The 20,042-nt window shown below is 49.6% G+C and carries 16 protein-coding genes, 1 tRNA gene and 1 other RNA gene; 5 read left to right on the top strand and 13 right to left on the bottom strand.

What is annotated here, in order from left to right; all coding sequences use genetic code 11:
• Positions 1-5 precede the first annotated feature (5 nt).
• Positions 6-221 (bottom strand): helix-turn-helix domain-containing protein, encoded by a 216-nt coding sequence (locus WKT05_RS02345; protein ID WP_159082042.1) that lies wholly within the window; start codon positions 219-221, stop codon positions 6-8.
• Between the two features lie 163 nt (positions 222-384).
• On the opposite strand from WKT05_RS02345, the gene WKT05_RS02340 reads away from it, so the two are divergent.
• The gene (locus WKT05_RS02340; protein ID WP_340412751.1) at positions 385-1,017 is read left to right on the top strand and encodes a LexA family protein; all 633 of its coding nucleotides are present in this window, start codon (positions 385-387) and stop codon (positions 1,015-1,017) included.
• 153 nt (positions 1,018-1,170) lie between these two features.
• Complete coding sequence (locus WKT05_RS02335) at positions 1,171-2,337, top strand: tyrosine-type recombinase/integrase (protein ID WP_340412750.1); 1,167 nt, start codon at positions 1,171-1,173, stop codon at positions 2,335-2,337.
• A 139-nt stretch (positions 2,338-2,476) separates the two neighbouring features.
• Here the strand turns inward: WKT05_RS02335 and ssrA are convergent.
• The 6 genes from ssrA to WKT05_RS02305 form a co-directional block, all read right to left on the bottom strand.
• Positions 2,477-2,827, bottom strand: a transfer-messenger RNA (tmRNA) gene (ssrA, locus tag WKT05_RS02330).
• A gap of 82 nt (positions 2,828-2,909) precedes the next feature.
• Positions 2,910-4,676 (bottom strand): ABC transporter ATP-binding protein, encoded by a 1,767-nt coding sequence (locus WKT05_RS02325; RefSeq protein WP_340412749.1) that lies wholly within the window; start codon positions 4,674-4,676, stop codon positions 2,910-2,912.
• Between the two features lie 20 nt (positions 4,677-4,696).
• On the bottom strand, positions 4,697-5,491 hold the full coding sequence (locus WKT05_RS02320; RefSeq protein ID WP_340412748.1) for a TraX family protein: 795 nt from the start codon (positions 5,489-5,491) through the stop codon (positions 4,697-4,699).
• Entirely contained in the window at positions 5,484-6,665 is a 1,182-nt protein-coding gene (locus WKT05_RS02315; protein ID WP_340412747.1) for a cation diffusion facilitator family transporter, read from the bottom strand. The genes WKT05_RS02320 and WKT05_RS02315 overlap by 8 nt, the downstream gene beginning before the upstream one ends.
• A gap of 12 nt (positions 6,666-6,677) precedes the next feature.
• Positions 6,678-7,937 (bottom strand): hemolysin family protein, encoded by a 1,260-nt coding sequence (locus WKT05_RS02310; protein ID WP_340412746.1) that lies wholly within the window; start codon positions 7,935-7,937, stop codon positions 6,678-6,680.
• Positions 7,938-8,495, bottom strand: coding sequence for a DUF2140 family protein (locus WKT05_RS02305; RefSeq protein WP_340412745.1), 558 nt, complete (start codon positions 8,493-8,495; stop codon positions 7,938-7,940).
• A 93-nt stretch (positions 8,496-8,588) separates the two neighbouring features.
• On the opposite strand from WKT05_RS02305, the gene sppA reads away from it, so the two are divergent.
• Complete coding sequence (gene sppA / locus WKT05_RS02300; protein WP_340412744.1) at positions 8,589-9,602, top strand: signal peptide peptidase SppA; 1,014 nt, start codon at positions 8,589-8,591, stop codon at positions 9,600-9,602.
• On the top strand, positions 9,602-10,372 hold the full coding sequence (locus WKT05_RS02295; RefSeq protein ID WP_340412743.1) for an RDD family protein: 771 nt from the start codon (positions 9,602-9,604) through the stop codon (positions 10,370-10,372). Before sppA ends, WKT05_RS02295 begins: the two co-directional genes overlap by 1 nt.
• Positions 10,373-10,470: 98 nt before the next feature.
• Here WKT05_RS02295 and WKT05_RS02290 read toward each other — a convergent pair.
• The 6 genes from WKT05_RS02290 to WKT05_RS02265 form a co-directional block, all read right to left on the bottom strand.
• Positions 10,471-10,546, bottom strand: a tRNA-Thr gene (locus WKT05_RS02290).
• Between the two features lie 75 nt (positions 10,547-10,621).
• Complete coding sequence (locus WKT05_RS02285; protein ID WP_340412742.1) at positions 10,622-12,265, bottom strand: potassium/proton antiporter; 1,644 nt, start codon at positions 12,263-12,265, stop codon at positions 10,622-10,624.
• Positions 12,262-12,735 carry a methylated-DNA--[protein]-cysteine S-methyltransferase gene (locus WKT05_RS02280; protein WP_340412741.1) on the bottom strand — a complete coding sequence of 158 codons (474 nt, stop codon included), beginning with the start codon at positions 12,733-12,735 and terminating at the stop codon, positions 12,262-12,264. Before WKT05_RS02280 ends, WKT05_RS02285 begins: the two co-directional genes overlap by 4 nt.
• 119 nt (positions 12,736-12,854) lie before the next feature.
• Positions 12,855-15,002: a polyphosphate kinase 1 gene (ppk1, locus tag WKT05_RS02275; protein WP_340412740.1), complete on the bottom strand. Its 2,148-nt coding sequence runs from the start codon at positions 15,000-15,002 to the stop codon at positions 12,855-12,857.
• A gap of 2 nt (positions 15,003-15,004) precedes the next feature.
• Positions 15,005-15,910, bottom strand: a complete 906-nt coding sequence (locus tag WKT05_RS02270) for a Ppx/GppA phosphatase family protein (protein ID WP_340412739.1) — start codon at positions 15,908-15,910, stop codon at positions 15,005-15,007.
• Positions 15,911-15,957: 47 nt separating this feature from the next.
• Complete coding sequence (locus WKT05_RS02265) at positions 15,958-17,568, bottom strand: ABC-F family ATP-binding cassette domain-containing protein (RefSeq protein ID WP_340412770.1); 1,611 nt, start codon at positions 17,566-17,568, stop codon at positions 15,958-15,960.
• A 171-nt stretch (positions 17,569-17,739) separates the two neighbouring features.
• Here WKT05_RS02265 and WKT05_RS02260 point away from each other — a divergent pair, with 171 nt between their 5' ends.
• The gene (locus WKT05_RS02260) at positions 17,740-19,185 is read left to right on the top strand and encodes a nicotinate phosphoribosyltransferase (protein WP_340412738.1); all 1,446 of its coding nucleotides are present in this window, start codon (positions 17,740-17,742) and stop codon (positions 19,183-19,185) included.
• The last annotated feature ends 857 nt before the right edge of the window (positions 19,186-20,042 follow it).

The raw sequence follows: 20,042 nt of genomic DNA, 5'->3' as shown, positions 1-20,042 counted from the left end.
CCGTTCTATATCTCGAACTTTTGCAGTAAGAAATATTCTGTCACATCAGAAATACCTAAAATGTAGGATATCTTTAGGATTTCACTTGTTTTAAACTCTGTTAAACCATTTAATTTATTGGACAGTGTACTTACAGGAATTCCTGTATTTTTAGACAACGAACGAATGGTAAATCCCTTTTCAGCCATTAGTCCTTTTAATTTATTGTAGGATACTTCCATAATATTTCCTCCTTTGGACAGTTCTATATCTCGAACATACATTTATATTAGCAATGCTATAATTAAATGTCAACCTATATTTCGAACTTTTTTCTTTTTATTACGTGCAACGATTGAAATTTCGAACACCCTTTGATAGACTATATGTACAGGAGGTTGTTAGATGAAAAAACAAGAAAATCTAAAAAACTTTGGTGCCAGAGTTAAAAAGGCTAGGCTCTCCAAAGACTGGTCTCAGGAAGAACTCGCTAATAAACTTGGTACTAGTAAAAGTGTTATCTCCGGATATGAGTCTGGACGTAATGATCCAGCATACTCTATGGCACTTAAAATAGCCGAGAAATTAAATGTTTCTATAAACTGGCTCTTCTATGGCAATGAAGACTTTAATAATATTACTAATGCCATAAATCCACCTTCCACGAAGCAATACCCTTTAATAGGAACCATTGCTGCAGGTGTACCAGTTTTAGCTGAAGAGAATATAGAAGAATATATTAGCCTAGATAAAAAAATCAACGCTGATTTTTGTCTTAGAGTCTCTGGTGACTCAATGGTGCTTTCTTACATTTTTGATGGTGATATAGTCTTTATTAGGCAGCAACCTGACGTCGAAAATGGCGAAATCGCTGCTGTTCTTATCGATGACTCTGCGACATTGAAGAAGGTCTACAAGCATGGAAATGATGTAGTTGAACTTCGAGCAGAAAACCCAAAGTATAAACCTGTGCTTTTTGATAACCACTCAAACATTTCAATTATTGGTAAAGCTGTTTATAAATTAAGTAAGATATAACTGATTTATAGTAAGTAAATAAAAAAGCCTCCAGTCGACTGACTGGAGGCAAGCACCTTCGCATGAAGGTACTGGTGACACATTTATCTTATCATGCGAAAGTGCCTATATCAAGATTTGTAAGACTTTACTTTCTAGATATGAGGTGACATTATGAAAAAAATCAAAAGAGCCAATGGTGACGGAAGTATCTGGACAGAAATACGCAATGGACGAGTTTATTATCGTGGAGCTGTCACAATTGAAGTAGATAATAATGGCAAAGCAATTAGAAAAACCGTCGGCGGGTATGATCGCCAAACAGTCGTTAAAAAGCTACGAGAATTTCAGGTCTTAGCAGATAAAAATATTCTTATCGAACCTTCAGATGAAGTTTTCGCAGACTATTTTAAACACTGGATCTTTTCTTCCAAAAAAGAAAAAATTATGCCAACAAGTTTTCAAAAATATGAAACGGAATATAGATTACGAATTAAAAATTCTACACTTGCTAAAATCAAAATGAAAGACTTAAAAGCAACTCACCTACAATACCACTTTGATGATTTACAAAAAGAATATCCACTCCCCACAATACAAAAAAACTATAGAATTATAAAGCATTGTCTTGACTTCGCAATGAATCATGAAGATATTTATAAAAATCCCATTGCCTCAGTCACGATACCCAAACGCAATTCGAAAATAAAAAAACGATCTATGCCTATGACGGCAGAACAACAACAAAAATTTGTTTCCAATTTAAAAAACACTTCTCTAGATAATTTCATATATATGTCGCTTGCCACTGGTGGTCGTCTTGCCGAAATTACAGCACTAACTTGGGAAGACTATACTGGACACTCTATTATAATCAATAAACAATATAGAAAAAGTGCTGAGATTAAGGAAAATGGAGAAAAAACCTGGCACAGAGAAATAAGCGTTCCCAAAAGCGACACCAGTATACGAGAAATACCGGTTACAGATACTACTATAAAAATGTTGAATCGCCAAAAGGAAATTACCTTAAATTTAAAACGAGACTCTGACCATTTTATAGACCGGAATTTAATCTTCCCAGACGATAAGGGAAATTATATTGAAAGTAAGCGTCCCACAAGAAGAGTTAAAACAATTTGCGAAAGTATCAATCTACCTACTTTTACATTCCATGAGCTTCGCCATAGTTATGCTACTAGGCTTTATGAACAAGGCGTTCCTGTTCGAACTATTCAATTGCTGTTGGGACATTATGATATACGAACAACGGAAATTTATGTAACAGTATTAGATGATTCTAAAAAATCGGCAGTCGATTTATTAGACGGCATTATATGAAACTATGCTTTCAGTGTGCAACGGAGTGTGCAACCGTTCGAGATTATTTGAGATAAAATGAAAGCCACTTGCTATTTCAAAAATAACAAATGGCTTAAACATGCGGTTTCAAGATTATTTGAAACCCTTTGAAATTGTATGGTGGAGACGGCGGGGGTCGAACCCGCGTCCGAAAATTCTTCCACCGAGGTTTCTCCAAGCTCAGTTTTTCTTTAGATTTCCCTTAAGGCGAAAAGAAAAACAAAAGGTCGCATTAAGGTAGCTTCATAAGTTCCGGCATCGGGGCAAAGCTTGACCGATGACGTTTCACCACTGATTTGACACTTCCCTAAGCCGTGGTCCTCTTAGTTCCGTGGGTAGCGTAATTTACGCTGCCAGTGCTACGTTGTTTTCGTTAGCATTTAATTTTTTGAGCCATTTTTACGTTGCCTGACTCATCAACGGCTTGCTACCCCGGGTTCCGAATCCCCGTCGAAGCCATTTCGTCCCCATGGGTATCTTCTAGCCTATCGTGTTTTTCTCATTCTGTCAATCGCTTGTGAAAAAAGACCCGGCACATGCCGAGTCTCTCGTCAGTTTGTCGTATCGAAGTTTTCCACCAAGTCGCCGCCTTTGGTGTAGAGGTGGTAGTACAAACCGCCCTTGGCCATGAGCGCTTTGTGATTGCCCCGCTCCACAATGCCCTTGTCTTTTTCCATAACCAAAATCGTGTCGGCATTTTCCACGGTGGAGAGCCGGTGGGCGATGGTAATGGAGGTGCGGCCTTCGGTGAGGGCTTCCAGGGAGTGTTGGATAATCATTTCGCTTTCGTTGTCCAGGGCCGAGGTGGCTTCGTCTAAAATTAAAATGGCAGGGTTTTTCAAAAAGACCCGGGCGATGGAGATCCGCTGTTTCTGTCCGCCGGATAGCTTCACGCCCCGCTCACCTACGTGGGTTTTAAAGCCTTCTTCCAGATCCATGATGAAGTCGTAAGCATTGGCCAATTTCGCCGCGTACATGACTTCCTCGTCGGTGGCTTCCGGGCGGCCGTAGCGAATGTTTTCCATGACATTGGTGTTAAAAAGGTACACATCTTGTTGCACCATGCCGATGGTTTTTCTCAAGCTCTCCAAGGTGAGGTCCCGCACGTCGTGGCCGTCTATCATGACGGCGCCGCGATCCACATCCCAAAAGCGGGGAATGAGGTTGCAGATGGTGGTCTTTCCCGCGCCGGAGGGCCCCACCAGGGCCACTTTCTCTCCCGGGCGAATGGTCAGATGAAAATCATCCAGCACCTTGTATTTGCCTTCGTAGGAAAAGTCCACGTGGTCGAAGGCGATGGCGCCCTCGGCATTTACGAGATCCACGGCGTCTTCTTTTTCCCGAATGTCGCTTTCTGTGGCCATGATTTCGTTGAAGCGCTCGATGCCGGTAAGGCCTTTTTGGAAGGTTTCGGTGAAGTCGATGATGCGCCGCACCGTGGCCACCATGGTGGTGACGTACATAATGTAGGCCACCATATCCCCGGGAAGAATGTCTCCCGCCATCATGTAGCCGCCTCCGGCGATGATGACGATAAGATACATGATTCCATCGAAGTTTCTGGTGACGGCATTAAAGCCCGCCATGGCCTTGTAGTATTCCCGCTTGGTTTCCAAAAAGCGGGTGTTTTCGTCGTCGAAGCGGGCCTTTTCCATGTCTTCGTTGGCGAAGGATTTCGTGACGCGAATGCCGGAGATGGAATCTTCGATGGTGGCGTTTAAATCCCCCATCATGGCCCGCTGTTTCCGCTGGGCCACGAGCATGCGCAAGCGAAATTTCCGCGCCGCCACAAGCATAATGGGAATCATCAAATAGAGCACCAAGGTGAGCTTCACGTGAATGGACACGAGGATCACGAAGGTGGTGATGACTTTCACCACGAAGATAAAGTATTCTTCCGGCGCGTGGTGGGAAAATTCCGTAATGTCGAAGAGGTCGTTGGTAATGCGGCTCATGATCTGGCCAACTTGGGTGTCGTTGTAGAAAGAGGCGCTTAAGGTCTGCAGGTGATTGTACACGTCCCGGCGCATGTCTTTTTCGATATTTGCCCCCATCATGTGGCCGATGTTGGTCATGTAGTAGGCGGCAAGGATTTCCACGGCCTTAATGACGAAAAACAAAAGGGCCAGTCGGGCGATGACATGGGGTGTAATGAGACGAATGTCTTTCACGCCGAGATTGGTTAAGTAGCGCAGGATCACCGGCAAAATAATTTCCGATACGGTGGTGAGTCCGGCGCAAAGAAGATCGGTAAATAAAATGCCTCGGTAGGAGGCAAAGTAGGGTTTGATGGAGTTCACTTTCGAGGAAAATGTCATAACACGCCTTTCTGTCGGTTTTAAATAATCAGAGAAATAAAATAGAGGGCCAGTAAGTGGGCGGGATAGAAGATGTAGAAGAACCAGCGGCCGCCCCTGCCCCGCTTGCCATTGTACTGATAAATCAAGGGCAGGGACAAATACACCGTGCCGTAAAGGGGCGCTTCGAAGAAAAAGCCGAAGAGGCCCATGAGCATGGTGCGGCGGCGGTCGTTGCACGCCAAATAAAATAAGACCATGGCGATGATGCCCACGGAGCCGTAGTCGAATTTCAAAAATTCCGCGATGAGGGCCGTGGCGATGAAAAGGAAGACGGCGTAGGCTTTCTTCCCCTTTTTGTCTCCGTCGAGGATTTTCTTCATCCCGACGATGGTCACAGCCCCCACGGCCAATTCAAAGAGCACATTTTGGTGATCCCAATAAAAAGCTTGACCGAAGAGGCCCAAATCGAAGGGCACTTCGGCGATGAAGGCGAAGATCACCAGCCGCTGAATTTGTTTTTTCCAGTCCCCGCTAAGCAAAATGCCCTGAACGAGGAAGAAGCAAAAAATTGGAAAGGCGATGCGGCCTGCCAGGGTGGCCACCATGGCGAGAAGCCCCGCCGTGGAAAGGCCCGAGAGGACGGGAATCCCCCAATCGTTCACCACATAGGCCGGCGTAAAGCCCAGGCTGTTTAATGCCACGCCCTGGCTCATGTGGTCGAAAAACATAAACACGCAGGCGATCATCTTCAGGGCGTTGCCGGAAAGGCCCTGTTCTTTGTGCCATGCAGCCAGAAGGCTTTCTTTTGCCTCCGGCGATAAAAGCCTATTCATCTTTCGCTCCCAATAAATTCTGAAAATCGATATCGTAGGTCGTAATCAGGGCGTATTCCGGGTGGTCCTTTTCCACCTTCCACTTTAATTCGGCATCGATGTCCTTGGCCTTGCCCTCTAAATCCATGGGCAAAAGCACGTCGAAAATTAATTTCAGCCCGTCTTTTCGATTGACGATGCGAAAATCGTGCATATCCAAACGGGGATCCACTTCCTTTAGCTTTTTCTTCACGTAATCGTAAAGGGCGTTGCTCCTCGGATCGTCGATGCGAATGGGATCGATGTGGATCGTCGTATCCATGTGGTATTTCGCCGCAATGTTCCGCTCGATTTCGTCGATGTCCTGATGAATTTTCATCACATCATCTTCGCTGTTGACCTCCACGTGAAGGGTGAGGAATTGTTTGTTGGCGCCGTAATCGTGATACATCATGTCGTGCACGCCTAAAGCCACCGGGTAGCTTTTAATGTCTTTCATAATGGCGCGGACCAGCTCCGGATCGGTTTTTACGCCCAAAAGGGAATCTACCGTCTCCATTAAGCTTTCCCAGCCGCTTTTTAAAATGATTCCCGCCACAACGAGGCCCATCCATCCGTCGATGTTCAGGGAAAAGAGTTGGTTGACCAGGAGGGAAAAAAGAACCGCCGCCGTGGCGAACACGTCGCCTCTGGCGTCGTAGCCCGTGGCGATTAAAAGCTCCGAATCCATGGCCTCACCGAGAACCACATCGTAGCGATACAAAAATACCTTCCCCGCCATGGAAGCGATGAGGACGCCGACGGCCAGGGCCGATGTTTCCATGGCATCGGGATGGATAATGGTCTTTGCCGATTCCCACAAAAGGCTGAGCCCGGTCCAAATAATAATCAGGCTCACGAGAAAAGAGGCCAAATACTCCATGCGGGCGTGGCCGTAAGGGTGGCGCCTGTCCGCCGGCCTGGCGGCGAAGTGAAAGCCTCCGAGGGCGATGACCGAGCTCATTAAGTCCATGGTGTTGTTTAAACCGTCGGCGATCATGGAAATGGCGCCGGCCAAGGTGCCGATGACGATTTTCGACAGAGCGAAAATAAAGTTCAGCACAATGCCCATTACCGCCGCTTCTCTGCCCATGGCGCTGCGCCCGGCAGGATCTTTCGGATCCGGCAATTTTTTTTGAATCATTTTATCCAGCATAATTTCCTCACATTAAAGGGGCTGCGCCTCCGGTCTCAGATCCATTTTCAGCTTCGTCATCTTCAGGCCCTGCATTTCATTGACCGTAAAGAGAATGTCGCCGTAGCGCACCACATCGCCCTGCTTGGGAATGCGGTCCAAAAGCTCGATGACAAAGCCGCCGATGGAATCGGACTTTTCGCTTTCCAAATTCATGTGGAAGTAATCGTTGATCTCGTCGATCCGAAGTTCCGGATCCACTAAGTACACGCCGCTTTCCAAAAAAATCACGGCGGTGTTTTCCAAATCGTACTCGTCGTCGATATTGCCTACGAGCTCTTCCAAAATATCTTCCATGGTAATGATGCCGCTGGTGCCGGCGTACTCGTCCACCACCACGGCGATGGAGAGATTTCTCGCCTTAAGCTCGCGGAAAATGCGATCCGCCACGGCACTTTCCCCGATAAAATAAGGATCCCGCAGGATTTCTCTCAGGCGAATGGTCTCCCCTTGCGCCAAAAGGCGCACCACATCTTTCATGTACAAGATGCCGATAATGTGGTCGATGGAATCTTCGTAAACGGGGATGCGGCTGTAGCGATTGTCTTTTAAGAGATCAAAAATTCCCTCTTCCGTGGCCTCCACATCCAAGGCCACCACGGAGGTGCGGGGCTTCATCATGTCGGAGGCCGTGGCCGAAGAAAAGTCCAGCACATTGTCGATGTAGGCCCGCTCTTCCCGCTGCAACACCCCTTCTTCTTCTCCTACTTCCACCAAGGCTTTAAATTCTTCTTCAGTGATGGTGGGGGCTTCGTCTACGTGAGAGAAAAGCCATTTCGTCACCAAACCCGACAGAGCCGTGAGGAAAAAGACCACGGGCTTAAAGAGCTTCGTGATCCCGGAAATGGGCTTCGCCACTTTGCGGCTGATCATTTCCGGCTGTTGTTGGGCGGCGGTTTTCGGCAACACTTCCCCGAAGATCAAGACAAAAATCGTCATGACCACCGTGGCCACCACCGGGCCGCTGGCGCCGAAAAGTTGCGTAAAAAACACCGTGGCCACCGCCGAGGAGGCGATGTTCACAATGTTGTTTCCGATTAAAATACTGGAGATGACATCTTGGGGCTTTTCGAGAAGCTTCAAGACGGTCATGCTCTTTTTATCCCCCTCCGCGGCCCGCCGCCTCAGGCGAATTTGATTCACCGAGGTCAGCGCCGTCTCCGACGAGGAGAAAAAGCCGGAGAGGGCAATGAGAATCACCACAATCGGTATATAAAACCAAACATCATCCATTTAATTTGCTCCCAAATTTCCTTCAAATACATAGCGGTGATTGTCTACATCCAGCAACTTGGCCCGAAAGGTGCCCACATGCTCCGGCATAAAGGCATTGGGATCCAAGACGATTTCTCTCTGCGACGGCACAAGCGTGAGCCCGCGAACATCCACGGCCGGCGCCGCCATGGAAAGGGCTGCCCCTTCGGGCAAAGGCAGGTGCCCGAAATTTAAACGCTCGAGCTTCATGTGCACGGTGCCGTCTTTATAGGCCAAGGGCCGCGTCTTTAATACCAGCTCGCTCCGGATGCCGTAAGCATCCACGGGAATGCGGAAATAAAAGCCGTCGGCAATGGAAAAGCGGGCGTCGCTTCCGCTTTCTTTCAATCCCCGGCGCAGGACATTTTCCAACGCCTCTTTCGTCAGGGTGATTTCGTAATTGGATTTTTCTATATTCGCCGTTTCTTCCTCTTCCGGCATATCCTCGGGCCGAGACAAAATAAACAGGCCGATGAGAAGGATAAGATTGATCGCCAAAAGCAGGAGAAACGCAATTTTCCACGGACAATTGTGCATACTACGCTCCTGTGATATTATTTTTTTGTACGCAATCGTACTACGCATATCATACTATAATACGAAAAACAATTGTAGCAATAAGGAGGAATTATGCTAGAAAAAATGAACACGCGCCGGTGGATCGCCGTCGGTGTCGCCGTGTTGATCTTAGGCATCAGCGCCATCTCAAGCGGAATCAGCGACAAGATCAACAGCGAAGCCCGCATGAAAAAAATGGAAGCGTCCTTTATGAACACCGTCAACGGCATGAACGAGGAAGTGGTAGAAGAAGGCGACGCGCAAAATCGTATTGCCGTCATCACTGTGGAAGGCGCCATTATGAATACGCCCCAAGCCTCTTTTCTCACCAAAGGCTACGATCATCAGGCCACATTAAACGCGCTGGACGAGGTGTTAAAAGACGACACCATTAAGGGCGTGCTTCTGAAGGTCAATTCCCCCGGCGGCGGCGTCTACGAAAGCGCCGAGCTGCACAAGCGGATCAAAGCCATTGTCGATGGGAAAAAGCCCGTTTACGTGGCCATGGGCAACACGGCGGCCAGCGGCGGCTATTACATCTCCGCACCGGCGACGAAAATTTACGCCGCCCCCTCCACCCTCACCGGCTCCATCGGCGTCATTATGGGTGGCACCAATCTCTCGGGCCTCATGGATAAATTAGGCATCGCCAATCAAACCATAAAAAGCGCCGCCCACAAAGACATCGGCAGCAACACCCGCCCCATGACCGAAGAAGAACGGGCCATTTTACAAGGCGTCGTCGATGATCTCTACGGCGAATTTCTGAACGTGGTCTCCCAGGGCCGCCACATGGACATGGGCACCCTGCGCCCCTTGGCCGACGGATCTGTCTTTACGGGCAAGCAAGCCAAGCAAAAGGGCCTGGTGGACGCATTGGGCTATTCGGAAGACGCCCTTGCCGCCTTAAAAAAGGCCATTAAATGTGACAACCCCGAAGTCTTTAACTACACCAAGGGGCTGGGCGACGGCTTCTTCTCCTCCCTTTTCAGCCAAAAAGCATCGGATAAAGAAGTGGCCGCCAAACTCGTTCTCGGCGCTTTGGCAGACAATGACCGCCCCATGTACCTCTACGGAGGTGAATAATGAACGATCAACACTACGATCCCTTCACCGAAAAGAAAAAAGGCCTCTTTCACCGAAATGAAGAGGCCGCAGAAACGAAAGAAAACAACGCCAAAGCCATGGCCGAGGCGCTAAACGAAAACTTACAGAACGAAACTTCGGATGTGCACGCTCATGAAGCGAACACCCAAAGGGAAGTCGAAGAAGCACCTAAGGCTGAAGCCCTTTCTATGGGCGAGGAAAGCAAAACTGCCACCGAAGGTGCCGCTCAAGGCTTTGAGGCGACGCAGCCGCAATATCCCAAGCCTTCAAGACGTCGCTACAGCCATCCCGTCTCCGCCATGGTGGTTGCGGGCTTTTGGATTCGCACCGTGGCCTTTTTAATCGATGCCGCCGTGGCGAGCGCCTTTGCCGCCATTTTCGCATCGCCGATTAACGCCCTTCTTTTGACGGAGGGTGGCTTGGCGGCCAAGGCCATCAGCGGCTTCTTCTTCTACCTCTACTTTATTCTCTCCACCTATTTCACCAACGGCCAAAGCCTGGGCAAAATCATCACCGCCATTCGCGTCATTCATCCCGAAGAGGATCGCCTCTCCTTGACCACCGTGGTGATTCGAGAAGGCTTCTGCCGATTGATTCAAACCACCTTCGTCCTCCTCTACGTCATCACCGCCTTTTCCGAAAGAAAGCGCAACCTCGGCGACTACCTCTCGGACACCTATGTGGTGAAAGACGCCCTTTACCTTGTGGAAAAAAAGGAAGGCGACCTCTTTTACGCCTACGAAAATTAATTGTTCCCATAAAAAAACTGCGGTCAGGCACGCCGCAGTTTTTTATTTGCCCGAAAAAGGGCACAAAAAAGACCGCCTATTGGCGACCTTCTTTTTAATGGAGCTATCGACGGGACTTGAACCTGCGACCTCTACATTACCAATGTAGTGCTCTACCGGCTGAGCTACGATAGCACCTCAATACCTATCTAATTATAGGTGAGGTTGGCATTTCTGTCAAGGGCTATTTACATTCTTTTTATGGCGCCCTTACTTCCCTTCACTTTCCGCAGAGGCATTTTCTCCCGCCTCCTTTTCGTCGTCGTAAAATTCATCTTCGTTGTCTGTAAAGATTACCGTATCCCCGGCACAAAGCACGGTTTGGCCCGTGGGAACGAGAATGTTTTGATCCCGCTGCACGATGAGGATGAGCTCCGTCGGCTTAAAGTGGATGTCCATAATGCGCTTGCCTTGCCAGGGGTGGTTCTTGCGAATGGTGAATTCTTCCAAATTGCCTCCCACTTCGTCGAAGTGGCTCTTGCCGCCGATGACCACCACATCGCCCTTTTCGAGAATCGTGTCGCCGCGGGGGACGATGGTCTTGCCGCCCCTTACCAGTTTCGCCACGATAAAGTCGAAGGTCAGGTTTAAATCCTTTACCGGCGTGCCGATTAAGGCCTCGTCGTAGACACGGGTTTCCAAAAAGCCCACGTCGCTTCGGTCTTGATAGTAGTTAAATGTTTTAAGCACCGTGTCGTTGGGATCCAGCATGTCCATTTTCTTCACCACCCAAGGCAGTAGGGAGCCCTGGATCAAGCTGGAGGCGATGCACACGGCAAAGACGATGTGAAAGAGATCCCCTTCCAGGGGCGCGCCGCTGTTAATGACCATGATGGCAAAGGCAATGGCCGCCGCGCCGCGAAGCCCCGCCCAGCAAAGCACCACTTTTTGCTTCACCGTGGATTCAAAAAAGCCCATAATGCCGAAGACGGCCACGGGGCGGGCCACAAAGAGCATAAAGAGGGTGACGACGATGCCCATGGGCAGCCAGTGGATGAGGGCCGGCAGATGGGAAAGAAAGCCGATGAGAAAGAAGAGGCTGATCTGCATAATTTCCGTGAGGCCGTCGAAGAAAAAGACCAGCTCCCGCTTGCCCATGTATTCCTGATTGCCCACGATGATGCCGAAGAGGTACACGGCCAGGTAGCCGTTGCCGTCGAGGACGCCGGTGAGGGCGTAAGTACCCATGGCCATGGCGAAGACGTAGATTGTAAAGAGCCCTTCTTTTCTGAAATTCACGTGCTCCGTAATAAAGAAAAACACCCGCGTCATGAGAAAGCCGATGAGAAGGGCGAAGCCGATTTGCTTGGCAACCAACAGGGGAATGGAAAGATCCGAACCCAGAAGGATGCTCAAAAAGATCATGGTCATGGTGTAGGCCGTCGGGTCGTTGGAGCCGCTTTCCAGTTCCAAAAGGGGCGCCGAGCGGTACTTCAGATTCAGATTTTTACTCTGCAAGACAGAGGAGACGGAGGCGTAGTCGGTGGAGCCCACCACGGAGCCAAAGAGCATGGATTCGATCATGGGAAATTTCAGCACGTAGTGGACGAAAAGCCCCGTTACCGCCGCCGTTATCACGACGCCCAAGGCACTTAAAAAGACGGCGGGCTTTAAGACGGGCAAGCCCATTTCAAGTTTCGTGCCGTACCCCCCGTAAAACATAATGATAAACAAAGCGAAGGAGGCGTATTGCTCCATAAAGTCGTAATTTTCGAAATGAAGCCCCGTGCGGCTCGCTCCGATCCCTAAGACGAAAAACAATAAGAGGGCGGGGATGCCGTATTTATGAGAAAAGCGAATGGCCATGAGGGCCAAAATAAATACCACGGAGACAAATAGCAGGAGCTGATTCACGACACACCTATTTCAAAGGCCAATAAGGCGCGTTTTTTCTCGTCGCCGCCGGCGTAGTGGCCCGCTTCGCCGCTCGCATAAACGACGCGGTGACAGGGAACGACAATAATATAGGGATTTTTCGATAGGGCGCGGCCCACGGCCCGGGCGGCACCGGGAGATCCCACGGCCCGAGCGATTTCTCCGTAGCTGAGCACCTCGCCGAAGGGGATGTTTTTCGTCGCTTCGTAGACTTTTTCCGCAAAGGGCGAGGCACCTTTTTCGAGGGGCAAATCGAAGGCTCTTCCCTTGCCTGAAAAATAATCATGAAGGGCCGCGGCGGCCTTTTCACACAAAACATTTGGATGGGAAGCGCCCATATCCTCCACAAATGTCAGAGAGAGAATGGTGCGATCTGTGGCTTCGATTTTTATGACGCCCGCCGGCGTCTCGACGAAGGCATAATACATCGTCTCGTTATTCGCTTTCATCCTTCTCCCCCTTTCTGCCCCTATTATATCAAAGATTTTCCATAAGGTCGGCGATGGAAGCTTTCCTTTTGTCCCACAAAAAAAATCGACAGGTCTCCCTGTCGATTCCCTTCATTTTTTTAGCCGAAGAGCTTTTTCTTCAGTCGGGCGAAAAATCCCGGCGCCTTTTTCTCTTCGCTTTTTATCACGACGCTGTCCTTCTCCTTCGACCCTGCGTCCTTTGCGAAGCGATCGGCTTCTTCGATTAAGTAGTTTTGCGCAATAAAGTTTTCCTTGTTTTCCACATGGGCGTAGCGCTTCGAAGGCAAAAGCTCCCTGCGCTTCACATCGTCTTTAAACATAATGTCCATAAAGTCCAGAATCCGCTTTTTAATGTCCGGATCCAGGATGGGCGCCGCCACTTCCACGCGCTTTCTCAGATTCCGCGTCATGAAATCCGCCGAGGAAATATACACCTCCGCCGCCTCGCCGCGACCGAATTGGTAGATGCGGTGGTGTTCCAAAAAGCGGCCCACCAGGGAATAGACGGAGAGGTTTTCCGTGCGCTCGGGAATTTTCGGCACGATGCAGCTGATTCCCCGAACCATCATCTCCACAGTGACCCCGGCATTGGAAGCTTCGGAGATCTTGTCGATCATTTCTCTGTCGGAGATGGAATTCATCTTCAACCGCACATAGCCTTCGCCGCCGGCCTTCACCTTGTCGATTTCTTTGTCGATGGCCGCCTCCACCCCTTCAGGCAAGGTTTTCGGGCTCACCCACAAATAATCGTAGCTTCCCTCTAATTCCCCGATGAGGAAATTGTCAAAGAGGCGATTCACGTCTCGGCCGATGCCCTGATGGGCGGTCATTAGGGCGAAATCCGTGTAGAGCTTCGCCGTCTTTTCGTTGTAATTGCCCGTGGCGATTTGCGCCATGTAGACGGGCTTGTTGTCCACGACGCGGGTGATTAAGAGCACTTTCGAGTGGCATTTAAATTTGTTGAAGCCGTAGATCACCCGACAGCCGGCATTTTCCAGATTCGCCGACCAGAGAATATTGTTTTCTTCGTCGAATCGGGCCCTGAGTTCCATAAGAACCAAGACATCTTTGCCGTTTTCCGCCGCCTCTATGAGTTTTTCCGCCACCATGGAATTTTTTGCGATGCGGTACAAGGTGATTTTTATGGAGACCACCGTGGGATCCTTGGCCGCCTCGTCCAAGAGGCGAATGATGGGATCCATGGATTCGTAGGGATAAGAAAGCAAAATGTCTCTGTCTTCGATCTGCGCCATCATGGGTTTCTTTTCGTCCACGTAGCGGCTGTTTTTCGGCTCGAAGGGCGGATCCACGCTCTCCGGCCCCATAGAGGGCGCCAGTTCCTCCACGACGCCGAAGAGATAGCCCAAGCGCACCGGGCTCGCCGTGACGAAGACCCGGCTTTCGTCGAGGGCGAGCTTGTTTAAAAGCTTATTCAGCACCTCTTTCGGCGGCATGCGGTCGAGCTCCACGCGCACGGGCATGAGGCGCTTTCTTTTTTTCAGCATCTTCTTCATATGGGAACGATAGTCTTCGGCGAATTCGTAATCCTCGTCGTCCCATTCGATGTCCGCGTTTCGCGTCACGCTCATCAGGTAGCTGTCTTCGACGCTATAGGATTCAAAGAGCATGGCCCCGTATTTTTCGATGACCTTTTCCAGGAGAATGTATTTATTTTTATCCAACCGAATGATTCGATTTAAATTAGGCGGCACCTGAATCACGCCGATGGAGCTCACGCTGTCGTCGCCTTTTTTCCGCAAGCGATAGACGATGACGATGCCTAAATTGGGAATGTGGGGAAAGGGATGGGTTAAGTCCACGATTTGGTAATTTAAATAGGGACTAATGGTGTTTTCGAAGTAAGGCAAGAGGATTTTTTCCTCGCGCTCCGTCATTTCTTCACTTTCGATGGCGTAATAGCCCCGGGCGCGGCACTGATCCCGAAGCTCTTCGTAGACGTAATCCTTTTTTTGGTACAACATCCGCACCTGCTCCATAATGGCGGCGAGCTGCTCGTCCTGATCCATGTCGGATTTATTGTCGATGACCCGCTTGTGGAGCATGGAAAGGTCGGTGAGGGAGCCTACCCGCACCATAAAAAATTCGTCTAAATTGGAATCGAAGATGGACAGAAATTTCATCCGCTCCAAAAGGGGCACCTGCCCGTCCTGTGCTTCGTCCAAGACCCGCTCGTTAAAGCGCAGCCATGATAGTTCGCGATTTTGAGTGAAAGAAATGTCGTGCATTATTAGCCTCCTATGATTCGGCTGATGACGTAGCCCTCCCGGATCCCCGTCTGGGCGACGGCGATTTTTTCCACGTGGAAATACTTGGCGATTCGATAAAGAACCGAAAGACCGGGCAGCAATGTATGGATACGGTCTGCTTTTACTTTTAATATAATTTCCATTTTTTCTTTCTCTTCAATGTCCAGCAAATGCTTCATCAGGGTCTTCAAATCGTCGATGTTCATCTCGTCGTTGTCCGGATGCTCGTCGAAAAGGGTGTTGTACATCTTCAGCGTCGCCCGGGCACTGCCGCCGACGGCGCAGAGGATGGGATATTTTCCCCGTTCGATGGCCTGAGCGTTTAAGAGAAATTTCAGCCGCTCGTCCATGGCCTTGCGCTCGTCGTTGGTTAAAAACAAGCCGTCCACGTAGTCGCGAAACACGGATAAGGACCCGATGTCCAGGGAAGCCGAATCCACCACCCGCCCCTCGCGAAAGAGGACGATTTCCGTAGAGCCGCCGCCGATGTCTGTGAGGACGCCGTCTTCGTGGCCCGAAATCGTCCCTTCGGCGCCGACGAAAGCCAGATGGGCTTCCTCCTCGCCGCTTAGTATTTCGATGTCCATGTCCAGGGCCTTTTTCACCCGACGAAGCACCTCGTCGGAATTGTTGATGTTTCGTATGGACGCCGTGGCGATGGCGTGGGTGTAGTGAATGTCCCCCAGCTGATCCAAGATAAAGGCGAAGTGGCCCAAAGTCTCGATAAGCGCGCGGATCCCCTCTTCCGTGAGGCATCCGTCTTTTCGGTAGCCGGCCAGGCCCACCGTTTGCTTTTCATTGAATAGATTTTGCGCCACGCCGTCTTCCACGCGGAAGACCGACAGGCGCACGGTATTTGAACCGATGTCGATGACGCCGTGCATCATGCACCCCCTTTTCATTGTAACGGTGAATTGTTTTGTCTTTGTAAAATTTAATTTAAGCCTGTGTTCGAATCGGCGATGTAGCGGGCGATGTAATCTTCGTAATTCATCTTGGCGTCTCTGAAGCTGCCGTCGTCTTTAATTTCGATGATGCGATTGGCAATGGAGGAGATAAATTGATGGTCGTGGGAGGTGAAAAGCAAATTCCCCTTAAAGTCGATAAGCCCGTTGTTCACTGCTTCGATGCTTTCCAGATCCAGGTGATTGGTGGGTTGATCGAAGATCAATACATTGGCGGGGTCGATCATCATTTTGGAAAACATCATCCGTACCCGCTCGCCCCCGGAAAGAACCTCCGCTTTTTTCAGGGCCTCGTCGCCGGAAAAGAGCATGCGGCCCAAAAGGGAGCGCATGACGATTTCCGACTGGTCTTCGCTGTAGTCTCTGAGCCAGTCGATTAAATTTTTGTCCACGCCGTCGAAAAAGGCATTGTTATCTCTGGGGAAATAGCGCATGGTAATGGTTTGGCCCCATTTAAATTCGCCGCTGTAATCGGTGACATGCTCCGTCAAAATTTCAAAGAGGCGAGTAATGGCCACTTCGTTTCCGATAAAGGCCACCTTGTCGTCCCTGTCCAGGCGGAAGGAAAGGTCCTTAAAGAGGAGGCTGCCGTCCAGTTCCGCAGTGAGATTTTCCACGGTGAGAATTTCATTGCCCACTTCCCGAGACAAAGTAAAGCCCACAAAGGGATAACGCCGCGAAGAAGGGCGAATTTCCGTTAAATCGATTTTATCCAAGAGCTTTTTGCGGCTCGTGGCTTGACGGGATTTGGATTTGTTGGCGCTGAATCGTGCGATAAAGCTTTGCAGCTCCTTGATCTTTTCTTCCTTCTTCTTGTTCTGCTCCTTAATGAGCTTCGCCGCCAACTGACCGGATTCGTACCAGAAATCGTAGTTCCCCGTCACCATGTTGATCTTTCCGAAGTCGATGTCCACCATATGGGTGCAGACATTGTTCAGGAAATAGCGGTCGTGGCTCACGATAATGACGATGCCTTCAAACTCCGCCAAAAAAACCTCGAGCCACATCACCGCACGCACGTCCAGGCCGTTGGTGGGTTCGTCCAGCAAAAGAATCTCCGGATTGCCGAAGAGGGCCTGGGCCAAAAGCACCTTCACCTTTTCCGATTCCCGAAGCTCATACATCATCTGGCTGTGTTTTTCCAGCTCGATCCCCAGCCCCTGCAAGAGGCGAGAGGCATCGGCTTCCGCCTCGTAGCCGTTCATTTCCGCAAAGCGGGCCTCCAGCTCCCCGGCGCGAATGCCGTCTTCGTCGGAGAAATCCGGCTTCATGTAAATGGCGTCCTTCTCCTTTTGAATGGCGTAAAGCTCCTCATTGCCTTGAATCACCGTGTCCATCACCGTGAAATCTTCATAGGCAAAGTGGTCTTGCTTTAACTTCGATAGCCGTTCATTTTTGTCTTTGGACACATGACCCGTGGAGGGCTCCTTTTCTCCGGAGAGAATTTTTAAAAACGTGGATTTCCCCGCGCCGTTGGCGCCGATGACGCCGTAGCAATTGCCCCGTTGAAAGAGCAAATTCACGTCGTCGAACAATTTCTTATCGGGAAAAATTACACTTACATCATTGACTTGTAACATCATTCACCTTCTCATTCTTCATTATAGTTGCACATATTGTACCACGAAACGGCGCCGCCTGAGGCTTCATGGATCCAATTCTCGGGATTGAAAATGTTTGCCACCTCCCGCAATACCTAATTGTGCTATAATGATAAAAAAGGTCTATTGAATGACAAGAAAGAGAGCACTATGAAATTTACAGATCAGAACAACTACACCCTTTTGGCGGATTTCTATGAATTCACCATGGGCAACGGTTACTTTGAAAACGGTATGCAAGACGAAATCGTGCACTTCGACATGTTTTTCCGCTCTGCGCCGGACGATGCCAGCTACGTTATTTTAAGCGGGCTGGAACAACTCATCGAATACTTGGAAAACTTAAGCTTCGACGACGAAGACATCGCCTTTTTACGCTCCAAAGGCATCTTCAGCGAGGAATTTTTAGATTACCTGGCCCATTTCGAATTTGCCTGCGACGTGCGAGCCATCCCCGAAGGCACCGTGGTCTTCCCCTCGGAACCCTTGGTCACCGTAAGGGGCCCGGCCATTCAGGCCCAATTGGTGGAAACCATGGTGCTTCTCACCATCAACCACCAAACCTTAATCACCACCAAGGCCAATCGCATCTGTAAGGCCGCCGGCGGACGATCCGTCACCGAATTCGGCTCCCGCCGCGCCCAAGGCTATAGCGGCGCCAATTTAGGGGCCCGTGCCGCCTACATCGGCGGATGCAACGGCAGCGCCAACACTTTGGCCGAACAACTCTACGGCGTCCCCGCATTGGGCACCATGGCCCACAGCTGGGTTCAAATGTTTGACGAAGAAATCGACGCCTTCCGCGCCTACGCCAAAGTCTATCCCGACAGTTGCTTCCTCTTAATCGACACCTACGATGTGCTGGATCAAGGCCTTCCAAACGCCATTCAAGTCTTTAAAGAACTCCGCGAAGCCGGCCACGAAGGCCGCGGCGTTCGCATCGACTCCGGTGACATCGCCTACTTGAGCAAACAGTGCCGAAAAATTTTAGACGACGCAGGCTTTCCCGATGTCACCATTATGGCATCCAACTCCCTGGACGAATACGTCATCGAAGACCTGCTGAAGCAAGGCGCCCAAGTGGATTCCTTCGGCGTCGGCGAGCGACTGATTACATCCAAGAGCCACCCCGTCTTCGGCGGCGTGTACAAACTCGTGGCCACGGAAGATAACGGCGTCATCAAGCCCACCATTAAAATCTCCGAAAACGTGACAAAAATCACCACCCCCGGCGTCAAAGATATCTACCGCTTCTACGACAAAGATCAGGGCAAGGCAATCGCCGACGTCTTGACCGTAAAAGGCGAAGAGATCCCCGAGGACGGCTACGAAATCTTCCATCCCCTCTTTACCTGGAAGCGCAAGACACTGAGAAACTACGAAGTGCGCTCCCTTTTGGAAGACATTTACATCGGAGGCAAACTGGTTTACGAAAGCCCCTCCCTGGAGGCCATTCGCGAAAAAGTACAGCGCGAACTGAACAGCCTTTGGGACGAAGTCAAGCGACTCAACACCCCGCAGGAATACGTGGTGGACTTGAGTCCCGAGCTTTGGAAGATGAAGGATGAGCTTTTAAAGAAGCACAACTCCAATTAAAAAAGAAGGCACCGATGTGCCTTCTTTTTAATTGGGAAAAGCGCCGCTTTTCGAAACAGATGGAGGGAGACCTCTGATTTCTGTTGTGCTTCTTTACGACTAATATTCTTTAATTCGGTGTTTTAATAAGAGACTTGTTTTTGTGTTCAAAATGAAGATGATTCGCTTAAACTTTTTATTCTTACACATTCCATCTTCTACTTTCGATCCCGGGGGAGGGAAAAAGGGCGTTGCGATTCGCCCTTATCCCTCCCCCGGACCCCCACCCTTTATCCCTAACGCTTTCATAAAGTGCGGAACCCTAACGGGTTCCGATTCCTGTTGGGCTTCTTCGCCAACGAGAGAATGTGAATTGGGCGAAGAATTCTTATTAGCGAAAAAGAAACTTCGTCCGACTCAAAATCTTCTTTCATCGACGCAGCCCAATACAAATCGAAGCCCGCAGGGCTTCACACATATAAAAAGCGTTAGGGTGGAGGGGGATGGGGCCCCGGGGAAGGGGCAGAGGGCGAATCGCAACGCCCTGGCCCCTTCCCCGGGTTTCAAAACCATGTAAGAATGAATCTCCAAGCAAAGAAGTAACTTGACTTGAATAAAGTTAGCTACGCATATAAAAACTTAACGCCACACAATTAACGCCCTTTTTCCCTCCCCTGGAGAAAATCGCGAAGATAAAATTATAATAAAACAATAAGGATCGCGACACACAAATGTAAGTTCCATGAACGTTAGAAAAAACGAACGAAATAGAAAAACACCACGAAACTCCGTCCGCTACGCATTTAATCGGAGTTCGAGGTGGTTCTATATCCTCGGAAGGAACGATTACAAGTACAGTGTGTGAGAAAACGAAAGAA

It is taken from the genome of Peptoniphilus sp. HCN-40583, assembly GCF_037892835.1.
Lineage (GTDB): Bacteria > Bacillota > Clostridia > Tissierellales > Peptoniphilaceae > Aedoeadaptatus > Aedoeadaptatus rachelemmaiella.
Note: the sequence above shows the minus strand (reverse complement) of the source record. Positions and strands in the feature narration are given on the sequence as shown.

Excerpts from the sequence above, each read along its gene's own strand:
- WKT05_RS02310 (WP_340412746.1), bottom strand. The coding sequence starts at position 7,937 with ATGGATGATGTTTGGTTTTATATACCGATTGTGGTGATTCTCATTGCC.
- WKT05_RS02345 (WP_159082042.1), bottom strand. The coding sequence starts at position 221 with ATGGAAGTATCCTACAATAAATTAAAAGGACTAATGGCTGAAAAGGGA.
- WKT05_RS02305 (WP_340412745.1), bottom strand. The coding sequence starts at position 8,495 with ATGCACAATTGTCCGTGGAAAATTGCGTTTCTCCTGCTTTTGGCGATC.
- WKT05_RS02260 (WP_340412738.1), top strand. The coding sequence starts at position 17,740 with ATGAAATTTACAGATCAGAACAACTACACCCTTTTGGCGGATTTCTAT.
- WKT05_RS02325 (WP_340412749.1), bottom strand. The coding sequence starts at position 4,676 with ATGACATTTTCCTCGAAAGTGAACTCCATCAAACCCTACTTTGCCTCC.
- ppk1 (WP_340412740.1), bottom strand. The coding sequence starts at position 15,002 with ATGCACGACATTTCTTTCACTCAAAATCGCGAACTATCATGGCTGCGC.
- WKT05_RS02315 (WP_340412747.1), bottom strand. The coding sequence starts at position 6,665 with ATGCTGGATAAAATGATTCAAAAAAAATTGCCGGATCCGAAAGATCCT.
- WKT05_RS02265 (WP_340412770.1), bottom strand. The coding sequence starts at position 17,568 with ATGTTACAAGTCAATGATGTAAGTGTAATTTTTCCCGATAAGAAATTG.
- WKT05_RS02335 (WP_340412750.1), top strand. The coding sequence starts at position 1,171 with ATGAAAAAAATCAAAAGAGCCAATGGTGACGGAAGTATCTGGACAGAA.
- WKT05_RS02320 (WP_340412748.1), bottom strand. The coding sequence starts at position 5,491 with ATGAATAGGCTTTTATCGCCGGAGGCAAAAGAAAGCCTTCTGGCTGCA.
- WKT05_RS02295 (WP_340412743.1), top strand. The coding sequence starts at position 9,602 with ATGAACGATCAACACTACGATCCCTTCACCGAAAAGAAAAAAGGCCTC.
- WKT05_RS02270 (WP_340412739.1), bottom strand. The coding sequence starts at position 15,910 with ATGATGCACGGCGTCATCGACATCGGTTCAAATACCGTGCGCCTGTCG.
- WKT05_RS02280 (WP_340412741.1), bottom strand. The coding sequence starts at position 12,735 with ATGAAAGCGAATAACGAGACGATGTATTATGCCTTCGTCGAGACGCCG.
- WKT05_RS02340 (WP_340412751.1), top strand. The coding sequence starts at position 385 with ATGAAAAAACAAGAAAATCTAAAAAACTTTGGTGCCAGAGTTAAAAAG.
- sppA (WP_340412744.1), top strand. The coding sequence starts at position 8,589 with ATGCTAGAAAAAATGAACACGCGCCGGTGGATCGCCGTCGGTGTCGCC.